The 14,597-nt window shown below is 68.3% G+C and carries 12 protein-coding genes and 1 pseudogene; all 13 read left to right on the top strand.

All coding sequences use genetic code 11. From position 1 onward, the window contains the following. Positions 1 to 6: 6 nt before the first annotated feature. A pseudogene (locus ACODT5_RS22290) lies at positions 7 to 521 on the top strand (cation efflux transmembrane domain-containing protein); the annotation flags it as partial. Beyond that, the gene (locus ACODT5_RS22285; RefSeq protein WP_422525273.1) at positions 491 to 814 is read left to right on the top strand and encodes a hypothetical protein; all 324 of its coding nucleotides are present in this window, start codon (positions 491 to 493) and stop codon (positions 812 to 814) included. The pseudogene ACODT5_RS22290 and the gene ACODT5_RS22285, both read left to right, overlap by 31 nt. Before the next feature lie 203 nt (positions 815 to 1,017). Next, on the top strand, positions 1,018 to 2,451 hold the full coding sequence (locus ACODT5_RS22280) for an MFS transporter (protein ID WP_422521069.1): 1,434 nt from the start codon (positions 1,018 to 1,020) through the stop codon (positions 2,449 to 2,451). A gap of 129 nt (positions 2,452 to 2,580) precedes the next feature. Next, complete coding sequence (locus tag ACODT5_RS22275) at positions 2,581 to 3,771, top strand: trans-sulfuration enzyme family protein (RefSeq protein ID WP_422521068.1); 1,191 nt, start codon at positions 2,581 to 2,583, stop codon at positions 3,769 to 3,771. 71 nt (positions 3,772 to 3,842) lie between these two features. Further along, a complete protein-coding gene (locus ACODT5_RS22270; protein WP_422521067.1) occupies positions 3,843 to 4,358 on the top strand; it encodes a MaoC family dehydratase in 516 nt (171 codons plus the stop codon). A 76-nt stretch (positions 4,359 to 4,434) separates the two neighbouring features. Further along, positions 4,435 to 5,274: a class I SAM-dependent methyltransferase gene (locus ACODT5_RS22265; protein WP_422521066.1), complete on the top strand. Its 840-nt coding sequence runs from the start codon at positions 4,435 to 4,437 to the stop codon at positions 5,272 to 5,274. Further along, the gene (locus tag ACODT5_RS22260; protein ID WP_422521065.1) at positions 5,271 to 6,317 is read left to right on the top strand and encodes a class I SAM-dependent methyltransferase; all 1,047 of its coding nucleotides are present in this window, start codon (positions 5,271 to 5,273) and stop codon (positions 6,315 to 6,317) included. Before ACODT5_RS22265 ends, ACODT5_RS22260 begins: the two co-directional genes overlap by 4 nt. A gap of 42 nt (positions 6,318 to 6,359) precedes the next feature. Beyond that, positions 6,360 to 7,253, top strand: a complete 894-nt coding sequence (locus ACODT5_RS22255; protein ID WP_422521064.1) for a diiron oxygenase — start codon at positions 6,360 to 6,362, stop codon at positions 7,251 to 7,253. 34 nt (positions 7,254 to 7,287) lie between these two features. Next, positions 7,288 to 8,148, top strand: a complete 861-nt coding sequence (locus tag ACODT5_RS22250; RefSeq protein WP_422521063.1) for a class-II aminoacyl-tRNA synthetase family protein — start codon at positions 7,288 to 7,290, stop codon at positions 8,146 to 8,148. Positions 8,149 to 8,206: 58 nt separating this feature from the next. Continuing rightward, on the top strand, positions 8,207 to 8,929 hold the full coding sequence (acpS, locus tag ACODT5_RS22245; RefSeq protein ID WP_422521062.1) for a holo-ACP synthase: 723 nt from the start codon (positions 8,207 to 8,209) through the stop codon (positions 8,927 to 8,929). After that, on the top strand, positions 8,926 to 10,140 hold the full coding sequence (metK, locus tag ACODT5_RS22240) for a methionine adenosyltransferase (RefSeq protein WP_422521061.1): 1,215 nt from the start codon (positions 8,926 to 8,928) through the stop codon (positions 10,138 to 10,140). The genes acpS and metK overlap by 4 nt, the downstream gene beginning before the upstream one ends. A gap of 1 nt (position 10,141) precedes the next feature. Next, on the top strand, positions 10,142 to 11,125 hold the full coding sequence (locus ACODT5_RS22235) for a carbohydrate kinase family protein (RefSeq protein ID WP_422521060.1): 984 nt from the start codon (positions 10,142 to 10,144) through the stop codon (positions 11,123 to 11,125). After that, the gene (gene metH / locus ACODT5_RS22230) at positions 11,122 to 14,577 is read left to right on the top strand and encodes a methionine synthase (protein ID WP_422521059.1); all 3,456 of its coding nucleotides are present in this window, start codon (positions 11,122 to 11,124) and stop codon (positions 14,575 to 14,577) included. The genes ACODT5_RS22235 and metH overlap by 4 nt, the downstream gene beginning before the upstream one ends. Positions 14,578 to 14,597 lie beyond the last annotated feature (20 nt).

Genomic DNA, 14,597 nt, shown 5'->3' with positions numbered 1-14,597 from the left:
TGGATGGTCTCCTCAGCCACTGCGGTCGCCTGGCAGTTCTCCGCACGCGAGCACTCCGTACGCGAAGCCCGGGAGAAGACGACAATGCGGATCATCGCCGTCTCCTTCCTCGCGCTCGCCGCCTACATCAGCGTCGACGCCGTACGGGCACCGGCGAAGCCACCCGCTCCATCCCCGGCATAGGCATCGCCTCACTCTCCCTGGCCGTCATGCCATTCCTGTCCGCAGCCCAGCGCAGCGCCGGCCGGGACCTGGGATCCGCCAGCGCGGTCGCCGACTCCAAGCGGACCTTGCTGTGCACCTACCTCTCCGCAGTCCTCCTCGTCGGCCTGGTCCTTAACGCCACCCTCGGCTGCTCCTGGGCCGACCCCATCGCCGCCCTCGTCATCGCCGTCATCGCCGTGAAGGAAGGCTGCGACGCCTGGCAGGGCAAGGGCTGCTGCGCCCTGGCAGCCGCCGCAGCCCCCATGCCGGAAGCGGATGCGTGCGGATGCAATCCCGGCTGCACCTGCTGCTCGTGAACGTCGCATTGCAGATCGGCCGCCCTGGGAATGAGCGGGCTGATACTGGCCTGACGATTTCAGTACGGGCAGCGGCGGATTGGTGGCTTGTGCTGGGAGGGCTTGCCGCCAGGCTGCTGACCGCGTTGGTCAGCGCGCCGGTCGGAGTTTCGGGTGCGGTGCTCCTCCTCCCGGTCCAGCTGAGCGTCCTCGGCAAGCACCACCGCGAGAAGCGGGCGTGCCGCTGGTCGGAGTCGTCGCTCAGGGGCGCGCTGGGGTTCATGGGGGCGCGCATCCAGCGTTCGTTGCCGTAGGCGTCCGTCAGCGTTCCGCCGGCGTGGCCCTCAACCGGACCGGCTAGGGGCCCGCCTGGCAGTGGAGGCGGCACAACCTGCCGGAGCTCGGTCCCCTCGCTCTACGATCGCCCTCACTCCGCTCTTACATACCCCCCATGGGTATGCTACGTTGCTTCGCGAAGGTACCCCCTAGGGGTATGATGCAGAGAAGGGTCAGGGCAATGTCAACCGTCAATCCCCGGCGCTGGTGGGCACTTGCCGTGCTTGCCACCGCGCAATTCATGGTCATCATGGACACTTCGATCATCGGAGTCGCGCTCCCCGAGATGCAGAAGGACCTCGGCTTCTCGCAGGGCGAGCTGCAGTGGGTCTTCAGCGCCTATGTCATCGTCTTCGGCGGATTACTCCTGCTCGGCGGCCGTCTCTCCGACCTTGTCGGGGCCCGCAAGATCTTCGCCGCCGGCTGGGTGACCATGATCGTCGGTTCGATCGTCGCCGCTGCCGCGCAGACAGCCGCGGTCGAGATTGTCGGCCGTGCCGTCCAGGGCATTGGTGGCGCGCTGATCGCACCCGCGGCCATGACCTTGCTGATGATGCTCTTCATGCATGACCCGAAGGAGCTCGGCAAGGCGATGGCGCTGTATGGCGCCGCTGCCCCCGCCGGCGGTACTGCGGGTGTGTTCCTCGGTGGTGTCTTCACCGAGTGGATGAGCTGGCAGTGGGTCTTCATCATCTACATCCCGATCGGACTCGCGAGTCTCGCTGCGACCAAGCTGCTGCCGGCCGTCGCGTCCCGCCGAGGTTCTGTCGACGTTCTGGGTGCGGTGGCCGTCACTGCCGGCCTCGCGCTCGCCGTGTTCGCTGTCGTCCGTGCCCCTGAGGTGGGCTGGGGTTCCACCGCCACCGTCCTGGAGCTGATCGGCGCGGCCGTTCTGCTCATCGTCTTCTTCGTGGTCCAGAAGTCCGTCCGCGAGCCGCTCATGCCGCTCAGCGTCTGGCGGGTGCCGCGCCTCGGCTCGGCCAACCTGGCCATGACGCTGCTCGGTGCCGCGTGGATCCCGATGTGGTACTTCCTCAACCTCTACCTCCAGCAGGTCCTCAACTACGGGGCCTTCGCCTCCGGCGCCGCGCTGCTCCCCATGACGATCCTGCTGATGATCTTCATGACGGCCATCACCGCTCGCCTCATGGGCAGGTTCGGTGCGAAGCCGTTGATCGTCGCCGGGCTTCTGGCCCTCGCCGCCGGGCTGGTCTGGCTGTCGGCCGTGGAGCCGACCGGCACCTTCCTGGTCGACGTTCTCCCCGCCTCGCTCGTCGCAGCCCTCGGCATGGCCCTCGCCTACATCCCCGCGATGATCGCCGCCATGTCGGGCGCGCCCCAGGAGCAGGCGGGTCTGGCCTCGGGCATCGTCAACACCACGTACAACGTGGGCTCGGCCCTCGGTCTTGCCGCTCTGACCGCTCTTGCCACCACGCAGGGCGCTGGTGAGCTCGGCAACCTGCCCGCCCTCACCGATGGCTTCAGTGCCGCCTTCCTCGCCGCCGCCGCCATCGCGGCCGCCGGCGCCGTGATCACTCTCCTCGTGATGAAGGGCGACAAGGCGGCGGCGCCCGCAGCTGCTCCCACGCCGCAAAGCGAGACCGCGGGGGTGTGACGTACGGGCTCGTCCCGCACTCGCCAAGGGGTCGCCCGATGTCCTCCCAGGACGTCGGGCGACCCCTTTTCTGCTCCCCGTATGTGACGCAGACGGCCGGACGGACCGGTCCATCAGACAGGAGACCCCATGGAAGACAAAGACATCCGAACCCGTGCCGTGCATGTGGTGAATCAGCCTTTACCGCAAGGGAGTTGGCCGCTCTCCGTGCCCCTGGTGCAATCCTCGGCCTTCGCCTTCGACTCCGCGAGCGAGCTGGCCGAAGCCATGGCCGGCCCCGACGGCCAGTACGTCTACAGCCGCCGCGGCAATCCCACCGTCCGAGCCCTGGAGCGCACCCTCGCCGGTCTGGAGGGCGGGGCTTCGGCCATAGCCTTCGCCTCGGGCATGGGGGCCATCAGCGGCGTCCTGCTGGCGCTGTTACGCCCTGGCGATCACGTGATCGCGCAGCGGTGTCTGTACGGAGGGACGTACGCCGCCCTGACCGACCTGGCGGACCGCTACGGCGTGGACGTCACGTACATCAGTGGTGACGAGGTGGCCGAGTTCGAGGCGGCCGCAGGTGGCCGGACCCGACTGCTTCTGCTGGAGACCATCGCGAACCCGACGGGCCAAGTCGCGGATCTACCGGGCCTGCTCGCCGAAGCCCGTCGCCGGAGCATCATCACCGTCGTGGACAACTCCCTCGCGTCGCCCGTCCTGTGCCGCCCCATCGGACTGGGAGCCGACATCGTGCTGCATTCCACGACCAAATACCTGGGCGGCCACTCCGACGTCCTCGGAGGCGTGGCCGTCTTCGCGGACGACGGCCTGCGGCAGGAGATATGGCCGCGCACGGTCGAACTCGGAGCCAGTGTCGACCCGTTCGCCGCGTGGCTGACCCTCCGAGGGATACCGACACTGCCCCTGAGGATGCGGGAGCACTGCGCCAACGCTGAACTGCTGGCCGCTCGGCTGGCTGCTCATCCCGCCGTCGGGGCCGTCCACTGGCCATGGCTCACCAGCCACCCGTCCTACGCCACCGCCCGCAAGGTGCTTTCCGGCGGGGGAGGACTGCTCTCCTTCGACCTGGCCGGCGGGCGGGAGGCGGGGCGGGTGTTCGTGGAGGGAGTGCGGGTGGCACGGCTCGCGCTGTCCCTGGGCGGTGTGGAGACGCTGGTGACGCATCCGGCCAGTACCTCCCATCGAGAGTTGGGCGAGGAGGCGTTGGCGGCGGCCGGTATCGGGGCGGGTCTGGTGCGGATGTCGGTCGGTATCGAGGACCCCGGAGACCTGTGGAGGGACACCGAACAGGCTCTATCCAAGCTTCTTTTGGCTTGACAAAATAAACGAACGATTCGTAGATTGGTTCGTGCCAAGGAACCACTGCTCTACGTCAAGGGGGGCGCGTGATGCGCTACTTCGAGGACTTCCGGACCGGTGATGTCCACGAGCTGGGCACGATCACCGTCACCACCGAGGAGGTGCTGGAGTTCGGAAAGCGCTTCGATCCGCAGCCCTTCCACACGGACCCGGAGCTCGCCGCCCGGTCGCCGTTCGGCGGTCTGATCGCCAGCGGCTGGCACACCGCCTCGATGTTCATGCGGCGCTACGTGGACGGGTTGCTGGTCCACAGCGCGTGCACCGGCTCCCCGGGGGTCGACGAGATCCGCTACGTGCGCCCCGTCCGCCCGGGAGACGTCCTCACCGCCCGAGTGGAGATCCTCGGGTCCCGCCCGTCACCGTTCAACCCGACCACCGGCATCGTGCAGCCCAAGTGCCTGCTGGTCGACGGCGACGGGGCGGTCGTCTTCAGCATGATCCTGCACAGCATCTTCCAGCGCCGGCCCGCCGGTCCCGACGCCCCGCGCTCCGGGACGAAGTCCGCGGCAGAGGACCCGGTCGCCTGCGTGCGATCCATGGCTTGACCGCGCCGGACCGGGGCCCATTGCGGATTCCATAACTGCTTGTACCCATCTCACCCGATGTGAAGGGAGACCTCCTGTGGAGGCCGTATCCCGCACCGCCCAGTGGACCGCCGCAGCGCGAGCCCTGGAGACCGACCGCGAGGACCGGCTGTTCGCCGATCCCTACGCGCGCACCGTCGCCGACACGATCGGCTTCGAACTTCTGGAGCGCTACGCCGGGGCGGGCACCGTGCCGTTCCTCGCCATCCGCACCACCTACCTGGACCGGGCGATCGTCCGGGCCGTCGAGGAACACGGCATCCGCCAGGTCGTGTTCCTCGCCGCGGGCATGGACACCCGCTTCTACCGGCTCCCGTGGCCCGACGACGTGACCGTCTACGAGCTGGATCGTCCCGCGCTCCTGGAGGCGAAGGCGCAGATGCTCGCCGATGAGCCCGCCCCCGCCGGACGCACCCGCGTCACCGTACCGGTGGACCTCACGCAGGACTGGACCGGTCCGCTCAAGGAGGCCGGCTGGCGCAGTGACGAGCCGGTTCTGTGGGTGGTCGAAGGGCTCCTCTTCTTTCTCCCGGAAGGCGCCGTGCGCAACCTGATCTCGACGCTGGCCGCCCACTCCGCGCCCGGCTCGGTGCTGCTCGGAGACGTCATCAGCCGGGCCGCGCTGGACAACCCGCTCTCCCGCCCCTTCCTCAAGTGTCTGAAGGAAGACGGCAACCCGTGGCTGTTCGGCACTGAGACCCCCGAGCAGCTCCTCGCCGACTGCGGCTGGGACGTGCGCGAGGTGCGGCAGCCGGGAGAACCGGGCGCCGACTTCGGCCGCTGGCCGTACCCGGTTCCGGCTCGCAGCGTGCCGGGCGTTCCCCGTTCCTTCCTGTTCACGTGTGACCTTCCGACCTCCGAGGCGGTGGCGGTATGAGCGGCACGCACGAGTTCCACCAACGGGTCATCAGCGATGCCGGAGCCGCCGTACGGGGGCTCACCGTCGCCCTCGGCGAACGGCTCGGCCTGTACCGCGAGCTGGCCGAGGCCGGCCCCCTCACCGCTGCCGGGCTCGCCGAGCGCACCGGCATCGCCAAGCGGTACGCGGAGGAGTGGCTGCACGCACAGCTGAGCGCCGGGTACGTCGAGCGCCACCCGAGCGCCGATACGTACACGCTCCCCGCCGACCACGTGGCCGTACTGGCCGACCCGAAGGCCGTCACGTTCGCCGCGGGCTTCTTCACCGCCCTCAAGGCGCTGTACGCCACCGAGGACCTGCTCGTCGACGCGTACCGTTCCGGCGACGGCGTCGGCTGGGCGGAACACGACCCGGCACTGGACACCGGGATGGGCAGCTTCTTCCAGCCCACCTACGAGCACCGGCTCGTCCCCGACTGGCTGCCCGCCCTGCACGGGGTCACCGGCAAGTTGGCAGCCGGCGGCACCGTCGCCGACGTCGGGTGCGGCGTCGGGCACACCACGCTGCTCATCGCGAAGGCGTTCCCCCAGGCGACCGTGCACGGCTTCGACTACTCCGAGGAAGCCATCTCCATCGCCCGGCAGCTCGCCGAGGAGGCCGGACTCTCCGACCGCGTCGTCTTCGACGTCGCCTCGGCCGACGACTACCCCGGCTCCGGCTACGACCTGGTCACCTTCTTCAACGCCCTGCACGACATGGGAGACCCGGTCGCCGCCGCGCAGCACGTACACAAGTCCCTGGACGGGGACGGGACATGGATGCTCGTCGAGTCGAACGTCTCGCCCGCGGACATCGACACGCAGACGCCCGCCGCCCGCATGTTCATGGCGCTGTCGGCCGTGATGTGCCTGCCCGTGGCCGTCGCCCAGCGCGGCCCTCACGCGCTCGGCAACCACTCCGGCGAGAAGGCGTTCCGCGCCATCGCGGAGGAGGCCGGCTTCACCCGCTGGAGGCGCGCGACCGAGACCCCGGTCAACGCCGTTTACGAAGTCCGGCCCTGAGCCTTCGCTCGCCGCAACCCACCACACACCGAGGGAGTCTCCATGGGCGTCGCTGCCCCCCTGCCCGTCACTGATCGCTTCCTGGAAGTCCTGGAACGGCTGAGCTCGCGCTCCATCGAGGAGTACTACAACCCCTACCAGCAGTTCGACTGGCCCGAGAAGCTCGAAGAGGGCCGGCTGTGGATGACCCCCGAGCTGCTCACCGTCTACGGCACGCCCTTCTACGAGGAGCTCGGCGAGGAGACCATCCGCCGCCTTTCCAAGTGGGAGAGCATCAACTTCTACAGCCTCAACGTGCACGGCATCCGTGAGCTTCTCATCGAGGTGGTCGGCCGGATCCACATGCCCGGCTTCGAAGTCCCCTCCGACTTCTTCCACCACTTCATCGGTGAAGAGAACGAACACATGTGGTTCTTCGCCGAGTTCTGCCGCCGGTACGGCGACAAGATCTACGGCTCGACCGCCATGCGCGCCGACTCCGCGTGGGAGCCGGAGGTGGAGAATTTCCTGGTCTTCGCCCGGATCCTGTTCTTCGAGGAGCTCGTCGACCACTACAACATGCGGATGGCGCAGGACGAGTCCCTGTGCCACACCATCCGCGAGGTCAACCGCATCCACCACCAGGACGAGTCCCGGCACATCGCCTTCGGGCGCGAGCTGGTCTCCCTGCTGTTCAAGCGGATGAAGGACACCGTCTCCGCCCAGCGGCTCGCCGAAGTGGAGGCGTACCTCAAGCGGTACGTCGTCTACAGCGTCAACTCCCTCTACAACCCGCACGTCTACCGCGACGCCGGCATCGCCGACCCGCTGGCCCTGCGCAACGCGCTGGTCGCCGACGAGGGCCGCCGTCCGTACGAACGCAAGGCAATCCGCAAGCCCCTCGGCTTCTTCCTGAAGACCGGGATCTTCACCGACGACGTCCTGCCCGTCGTCTGAACGAACCGTCCGTCGTCCGAGAGGTGACTCCACCATGACCGTGACAACCCCTGCGAGCGTCGGGGAGACGAGGGGCCTGCCGTCCCTCGGACCCGAGGGAACCGCCCTGCTGCGGCTCCTCGACGACACCTTCGAGGGCTGGGGCGTGAGCGCGGGCGCCCGCCCGATGACCATGCCTCCGCTGCTGCCGGCCGCCGACCTGGCCCGGCTCGACTACTACGACAACTTCCCTCACCAGGCCGTCGTCGCCGCCCCGCTCGACCTGTCCGCACGGGAGACCGACGAGTTCTGTACGGACAGCGGTTGCTTCCCCTGCACCGCCCTCCAGCCGGCAGCCCTCGGACTCCCCTCCGCGTCCTGCTACGCCGTCTACATCGACCACCAGGGCCGCCAGGTCGCGGACGACACTCTGATCACCGTCGTCGGCTGGTGCTTCCGCAAGGAGGAGCACTACGAGGGCCTGCGCCGACAACTCGGCTTCCGCATGCGGGAGGTGGTCGCGATCGGGACCCGCGAGCACGCAGAGTCCCACCTCGCCCGCTTCACCTCGCGCATCCAGGCCTTCGCCGAGGCGCTGGACCTGCCGCTGCGCAAGGAGGCCGCCTGCGACCCGTTCTTCGACAAGGGCAGCTCGAAGGCGGTGCTCCAGCGCCTCACCCCGGTCAAGCACGAGTTCCTGTACGAGGACCTGGCGATCGCCTCGGTCAACACCCACCGCAACTTCTTCGGTGACCGCTGCGAGATCACGCTGGCGTCGAGCGGCAGCCCGGCCTTCACCAGCTGCGCCGCGTTCGGCCTCGAGCGCTGGCTGTCCGCGCTGACCAGGCGCCACGGCAGCTGGGAGGCGGCGACCGAGGCCGTCCTGCGCGCGAATGCGGCCGGGCCGGCGATCTGACGTGCCGACCCGACCCGTCGCCCCGCCGGCGGGCGGCCTGGGCTGGGCGAATCTAGGCATGGACATCGTGTCCGTCACCCGTGTCCGCCGACTGCTCGCCGAGTACGGCGAGGACTTCTTCGAGCGGATGCTCACCCCAGGCGAACTCGCCGACTGCCGAACTGCCTCCGGGCTCGACCTACTGAGTCTGTGCGGCCGGATAGCGGCCAAGGAAGCAGCCTTCAAGACCCTCCGCGTGCGGGGCAAATTCCTTCCCTGGCTCGACATCGTCGTGCGGCGTTCCGAAGGGGGCTGGCCCCTCGTAGAGCTTCGCCGGGGCGCGGCCGAGATGGCCGCGGAGTCCGGCATCGCCGAGATCACCGTGTCCATCAGCCATGACGTGGATTACGCGGTAGCCGTGGCCGCCCCGGTGCTCCATGCCGACTCGGCGGGCTACCCCCTCGCGCCGGGTCTTCCGGATCCAGCCGGTGCTCTCGGCGTCGCCCCCGCAACCAACACCTCATCCATACAGAGCACTTCAAGGAGAACAACCATGTCCGACGGTCTGCAGCAGGTGAAGAACTGGCTCCTCGCCCGTCACACGGAGCGTGACGACATCGCCTCCGACCTGGACCTCATCGAGAACCGGCTCATCGACTCGCTGTCCTTCGTGGAGTTCGTCTTCCTGCTGGAGCAGCAGAGCGGTCGATCCATCCAGATGGAGGCCCTGGAAGTGGACGAGATCCGCACCCTCGCCGCCATCGAGTCGCACTTCTTCCCGGTCGAGGTGGGGCAGGCATGAGCAAGCGGCTGTTCACCTCAGAGTCGGTGACCGAGGGGCATCCCGACAAGATCGCCGACCGGATCAGTGACACGATCCTCGACGCGCTGCTCCGTGAGGACCCCACCTCGCGGGTGGCTGTGGAGACCCTGATCACCACCGGCCTGGTCCACATAGCCGGCGAGGTGACGACCAAGGCCTATGCGCCCATAGCCGCCCTCGTTCGTGAGGCCATTCTCGACATCGGCTACGACTCCTCGAAGAAGGGCTTCGACGGCGCCTCCTGCGGGGTGTCGGTGTCCATCGGGGCGCAGTCACCCGACATCGCCCAGGGCGTCGACACCGCATTCGAGAAGCGTGTCGGCGGCGCGGGGCCGAGTGACGAGCTCGACAAGCAGGGAGCGGGCGACCAAGGCCTGATGTTCGGCTACGCCTGTGACGAGACGCCCGAGCTGATGCCGCTGCCGATCCACATCGCGCACCGGCTCTCGCGCCGGCTGTCCGAGGTCCGCAAGGACGGGGTCATCCCTTACCTGCGTCCCGACGGCAAGACGCAGGTCACCATCGAGTACGACGGTGATCAGGCGGTGCGCCTGGACACGGTGGTGGTCTCCTCCCAGCACGCAGCCGACATCGACCTCGACGCACTGCTGGCCCCGGACATCCGTGAGTTCGTCGTGGAGTACGTGCTGAACCAGCTCGTCGAGGACGGCATCAAGCTGGAGACCGAGGGTTACCGACTGCTGGTGAACCCGACCGGGCGCTTCGAGATCGGCGGCCCGATGGGCGACGCCGGCCTGACCGGTCGCAAGATCATCATCGACACGTACGGCGGGATGGCCCGTCACGGTGGCGGCGCCTTCTCGGGCAAGGACCCGTCCAAGGTCGACCGTTCCGCCGCGTACGCGATGCGCTGGGTGGCGAAAAACGTGGTCGCTGCGGGCCTGGCCTCGCGATGCGAGGTCCAGGTCGCGTACGCGATCGGAAAGGCCGAGCCCGTCGGCCTCTTCGTCGAGACCTTCGGAACGGGGACGCTGCCGGACGAGCGCATCCAGGAAGCCGTGTCGAGCGTCTTCGACCTTCGGCCGGCCGCGATCATCCGCGATCTGGACCTGCTCCGCCCGATCTACGCCCAGACCGCCGCGTACGGCCACTTCGGCCGCGAGCTGCCGGACTTCACCTGGGAACGCACCGACCGCGTGGACGCCCTGCACCGGGCCGTTGGGGTCTGACATGCGCATCGTTGTGACGGGATCCATCGCGACCGACCATTTGATGACCTTCCCCGGCCGGTTCGCCGAGCAGCTGCTCGCGGACCGGCTGGACCGGGTATCCCTGTCGTTCCTCGCCGACAACCTGGAATTCCGACGCGGCGGAGTAGCGGCCAACATCGCCTTCGGTCTGGGAACGCTGGGACTGAGGCCTGTCCTGGTGGGCTCTGTGGGTCGAGACTTCGAGCCGTACCGGGTGTGGCTCAAGGAGCACGGCGTCGACACCGACTCCGTTCGGGTCAGCGAGACGTGCCACACCGCGCGTTTCGTCTGCACCACCGACCGGGACCAGAACCAGATCGCGACGTTTTACGAGGGCGCCATGGCGGAGGCCCGCGAGATCGACCTGCGGGACGTCGTCGCACGGGCCGGTCGCCCCGACTTGGTGCTGATCTCGCCCGACGACCCAGAGGCCATGCTCCGCCATACGCGGATCTGCCGTGAGCTGGCCATCCCCTTTGCCGCGGATCCGTCCCAGCAGCTGGCGCGACTGGAGCGGCCGCAGGTGCGGGAGCTGGTGGACGGTGCGAGCCGGCTGTTCACCAACGAGTACGAATCAGCCTTGCTGTGCGAGAAGTCCGGGCTCACCGAGGAGCAGGTCCTCCAACGCGTCGGCTCCTGGGTGACCACCCAGGGCGAGGGTGGCGTACGAATCCAAACTGCGGGCAGCACGCCGCTGACCGTGCACGCGGTCGAGGTCGAGGAAGTCGTCGACCCGACCGGTGTCGGCGACGCGTTCCGGGCCGGGTTCCTCGCCGCCACGGCGTGGGGTGTGTCCGAGCGGAGCGCGGCTCAGCTGGGCTGTGCGGTCGCTGCGACCGTCCTCGATTCCGTGGGTACGCAGGAGTACCGATTGTCCGGCGAATCGTTGCTTTCCCTGCTCGGCATGGCGTACGGCTGCCGGTACGAGACGGAGCTGACCGCACACCTGTGGGAGTTGGCATGAGACGGTCTCTGAGGGAGGAGCTGGCGCAGCGGGTCGTGGTGGCCGACGGGGCGATGGGAACGATGCTCCAGGCAGCCGATCCGACGCTCGACGACTTCATGGGTCTCGAAGGCTGCAACGAGATCCTCAATGTCACCCGGCCCGACATCGTCCGGTCGGTCCATGACGAGTACTACGCCGTGGGTGTGGACTGCGTCGAGACCAATACCTTCGGGGCCAATCTCTCCGCACTCGCCGAGTACGGCGTGGAGGGGCGGGTCTATGACCTGTCCGAGGCCGGAGCGCGCATCGCCCGCGAAGCCGCTGATGCGTTCACGGCGAAGGATGGACGGCCCCGCTGGGTCCTCGGCTCCATGGGCCCCGGCACCAAGCTGCCCACGCTCAAGCATGTGGCGTACGAGCCCTTGCGCCAGGCGTACCAGGAGAACGCCGAGGGTCTGATCCGAGGCGGCGCGGACGCGCTGTTGGTCGAAACCTCACAGGACCTCCTCCAGGCGAAGGCGGCCGTCATCGGCGCGCGCCGGGCGCTGGAATGGTGCGGAATGGGCGACCTGCCGCTCATCGTGCAGGTGACGGTTGAGGCGACCGGCACGATGTTGCTGGGTTCGGAGATCGGCGCGGCGCTGACGGCGTTGGAGCCGTTGGGTATCGACATGATCGGTCTGAACTGCGCGACCGGGCCGGCGGAGATGAGTGAGCACCTGCGTTATCTCGCGCGGAACTCCCGTATCCCGCTGTCCTGCATGCCCAACGCCGGCCTGCCCGTGCTGGGGAAGAACGGAGCGCACTACCCGCTGTCGGCGACCGAGCTGGCGGACGCGCAGGAGACCTTCGTCCGCGAGTACGGGCTTTCCCTTGTCGGCGGTTGCTGCGGCACCACCCCGGAGCACCTGCGCCAGGTCGTCCAGCGGGTGCGCGGGCTGAGCCCGGCTGCCCGTGACCCTCGTCCCGAGCCGGGCGCGTCCTCCCTCTACCAGACGGTCCCGTTCCGGCAGGACATCTCGTACATGGCGATCGGCGAGCGGACGAACGCGAACGGTTCGAAGAAGTTCCGCGAGGCCATGCTCGAAGCCCGCTGGGACGACTGCGTGGAGATGGTCCGCGACCAGATCCGCGAGGGCGCGCACATGCTCGACCTGTGCGTGGACTACGTGGGCCGCGACGGCGTCGCCGACATGAAGGAACTCGCCGGACGCTTCGCCACCGCCTCCACCCTGCCGATCGTCCTGGACTCCACCGAGGTCCCCGTCCTGCGGGCGGGCCTGGAGAAGCTCGGCGGGCGCGCCGTCATCAACTCCGTGAACTACGAGGACGGCGACGGCCCCGAGTCCCGCTTCGCGAAGGTCACCAGCCTCGCCCAGGAGCACGGCGCCGCGCTCATCGCGCTGACCATCGACGAGGAGGGCCAGGCCCGCACCGTCGAGCACAAGGTCGCCATCGCCGAGCGCCTCATCGACGACCTCACGGGCAACTGGGGGATCCTCGAGTCGGACATCCTCATCGACACCCTGACCTTCACCATCTGCACCGGCCAGGAAGAGTCCCGCAAGGACGGCATCGCCACGATCGAATCGATCCGCGAACTCAAGCGCCGCCACCCCGACGTCCAGACCACCCTCGGCCTCTCCAACATCTCCTTCGGCCTCAACCCGGCCGCCCGCGTCCTCCTGAACTCCGTCTTCCTCGACGAGTGCGTCAAGGCCGGCCTCGACTCCGCGATCGTCCACGCCTCCAAGATCCTGCCGATCGCACGGTTCGACGACGAGCAGGTGAACACCGCCCTCGACCTGATCTACGACCGCCGCGCCGAGGGCTACGACCCGCTGCAGAAGCTGATGGCCCTCTTCGAGGGCGTCAACACCAAGTCCATGAAGGCCGGCCGCGCCGAGGAACTCCTCGCCCTGCCCCTGGACGAACGCCTCCAGCGCCGCATCATCGACGGCGAGAAGAACGGCCTGGACGCCGACCTCGACGAGGCCCTCCAGACCCGCCCCGCCCTCGACATCGTCAACGACACCCTCCTGGAGGGCATGAAGGTCGTCGGCGAACTCTTCGGCTCCGGCCAGATGCAGCTCCCCTTCGTGCTCCAGTCCGCCGAGGTCATGAAGACCGCGGTGGCCCACCTGGAACCGCACATGGAGAAGAGCGACGACGAGGGCAAGGGCACCATCGTCCTGGCCACCGTCCGCGGCGACGTCCACGACATCGGCAAGAACCTCGTCGACATCATCCTCACCAACAACGGCTACAACGTCGTCAACATCGGCATCAAGCAGCCGGTCTCCGCGATCCTCGAAGCCGCCCAGGAACACAAGGCCGACGTCATCGGCATGTCAGGCCTCCTGGTCAAGTCCACGGTGATCATGAAGGAGAACCTGGAGGAGCTCAACCAGCGCAAGCTGGCAGCCGACTACCCGGTCATCCTCGGCGGTGCCGCCCTCACCCGCGCCTACGTCGAACAGGACCTCCACGAGATCTACGAGGGCGAGGTCCGCTACGCCCGCGACGCCTTCGAGGGCCTGCGCCTGATGGACGCCCTCATGGGAGTCAAACGCGCAGTCCCCGGAGCGAGCCTGCCCCCGCTCAAGCAACGTCGAGTACCACAACGGAAACCCCTGCTCGACGTACGTGAACCCGAGGTCGTCGGCCGCTCCGACGTTGCAGTCGATGCCCCCGTACCCGAGCCGCCATTCCTCGGCTCCCGCGTGGTCAAGGGCATCCCGCTCAAGGACTACGCCTCCTGGCTGGACGAGGGCGCCCTCTTCAAGGGTCAGTGGGGCCTCAAGGACGCCGACTTGATCGAGTCGGAGGGCCGGCCGCGTCTGCGTGGCTGGCTGGACCGGCTGCACACCGATCAGCTGCTTGAAGCGGCAGTCGTCTACGGGTACTTCCCCTGCGTGTCCAAGGGCGATGACTTGATCGTCCTGGACGAGGACGGAGGCGAGCGGACGCGGTTCACGTTCCCCCGCCAGAGCCGCGGCCGTCGCCTGTGCCTCGCAGACTTCGTCCGCCCCGAGGAATCGCGGGAGATCGACGTCGTCGGCTTCCAGGTTGTCACCGTCGGCAGCCGGATCGGCGAGGAGACCGCCCGCCTCTTCGAGGCGGACGCCTACCGCGACTACCTGGAACTGCACGGGCTTTCAGTGCAGCTGGCCGAGGCGCTCGCCGAGTACTGGCACGCCCGGGTGCGGGGCGAACTCGGTATCGAAGGGTCCGACCCCTTGTCCATGGAGGGAATGTTCCGCACCGAGTACCAGGGGTGTCGCTACTCACTCGGCTATCCCGCCTGCCCCGAGCTGGAGGACCGCGCGAAGATCGCCGAGCTGCTGCGGCCCGAGCGGATCGGCGTTCACCTCTCCGAGGAGTTCCAGCTCCACCCGGAGCAGTCCACCGACGCCATCGTTGTCCACCATCCCGAGGCCAGCTACTTCAATGCCGGGGGCCGCCGGTGAACCACGTACCGGCCCCCGCC

Origin of the sequence: Streptomyces tatrensis, assembly GCF_049310065.1 — a bacterium.
GTDB lineage: Bacteria > Actinomycetota > Actinomycetes > Streptomycetales > Streptomycetaceae > Streptomyces.
This window is presented reverse-complemented; position numbering and strand designations above follow the sequence as displayed.

Bases quoted from the DNA above. Each gene is read 5' to 3' on its own strand.
- ACODT5_RS22285 (WP_422525273.1), top strand. From the start codon at position 491: ATGCAATCCCGGCTGCACCTGCTGCTCGTGAACGTCGCATTGCAGATC.
- metH (WP_422521059.1), top strand. From the start codon at position 11,122: ATGAGACGGTCTCTGAGGGAGGAGCTGGCGCAGCGGGTCGTGGTGGCC.
- ACODT5_RS22250 (WP_422521063.1), top strand. From the start codon at position 7,288: ATGACCGTGACAACCCCTGCGAGCGTCGGGGAGACGAGGGGCCTGCCG.
- acpS (WP_422521062.1), top strand. From the start codon at position 8,207: ATGGACATCGTGTCCGTCACCCGTGTCCGCCGACTGCTCGCCGAGTAC.
- ACODT5_RS22255 (WP_422521064.1), top strand. From the start codon at position 6,360: ATGGGCGTCGCTGCCCCCCTGCCCGTCACTGATCGCTTCCTGGAAGTC.
- ACODT5_RS22260 (WP_422521065.1), top strand. From the start codon at position 5,271: ATGAGCGGCACGCACGAGTTCCACCAACGGGTCATCAGCGATGCCGGA.
- metK (WP_422521061.1), top strand. From the start codon at position 8,926: ATGAGCAAGCGGCTGTTCACCTCAGAGTCGGTGACCGAGGGGCATCCC.
- ACODT5_RS22275 (WP_422521068.1), top strand. From the start codon at position 2,581: ATGGAAGACAAAGACATCCGAACCCGTGCCGTGCATGTGGTGAATCAG.
- ACODT5_RS22280 (WP_422521069.1), top strand. From the start codon at position 1,018: ATGTCAACCGTCAATCCCCGGCGCTGGTGGGCACTTGCCGTGCTTGCC.
- ACODT5_RS22270 (WP_422521067.1), top strand. From the start codon at position 3,843: ATGCGCTACTTCGAGGACTTCCGGACCGGTGATGTCCACGAGCTGGGC.
- ACODT5_RS22235 (WP_422521060.1), top strand. From the start codon at position 10,142: ATGCGCATCGTTGTGACGGGATCCATCGCGACCGACCATTTGATGACC.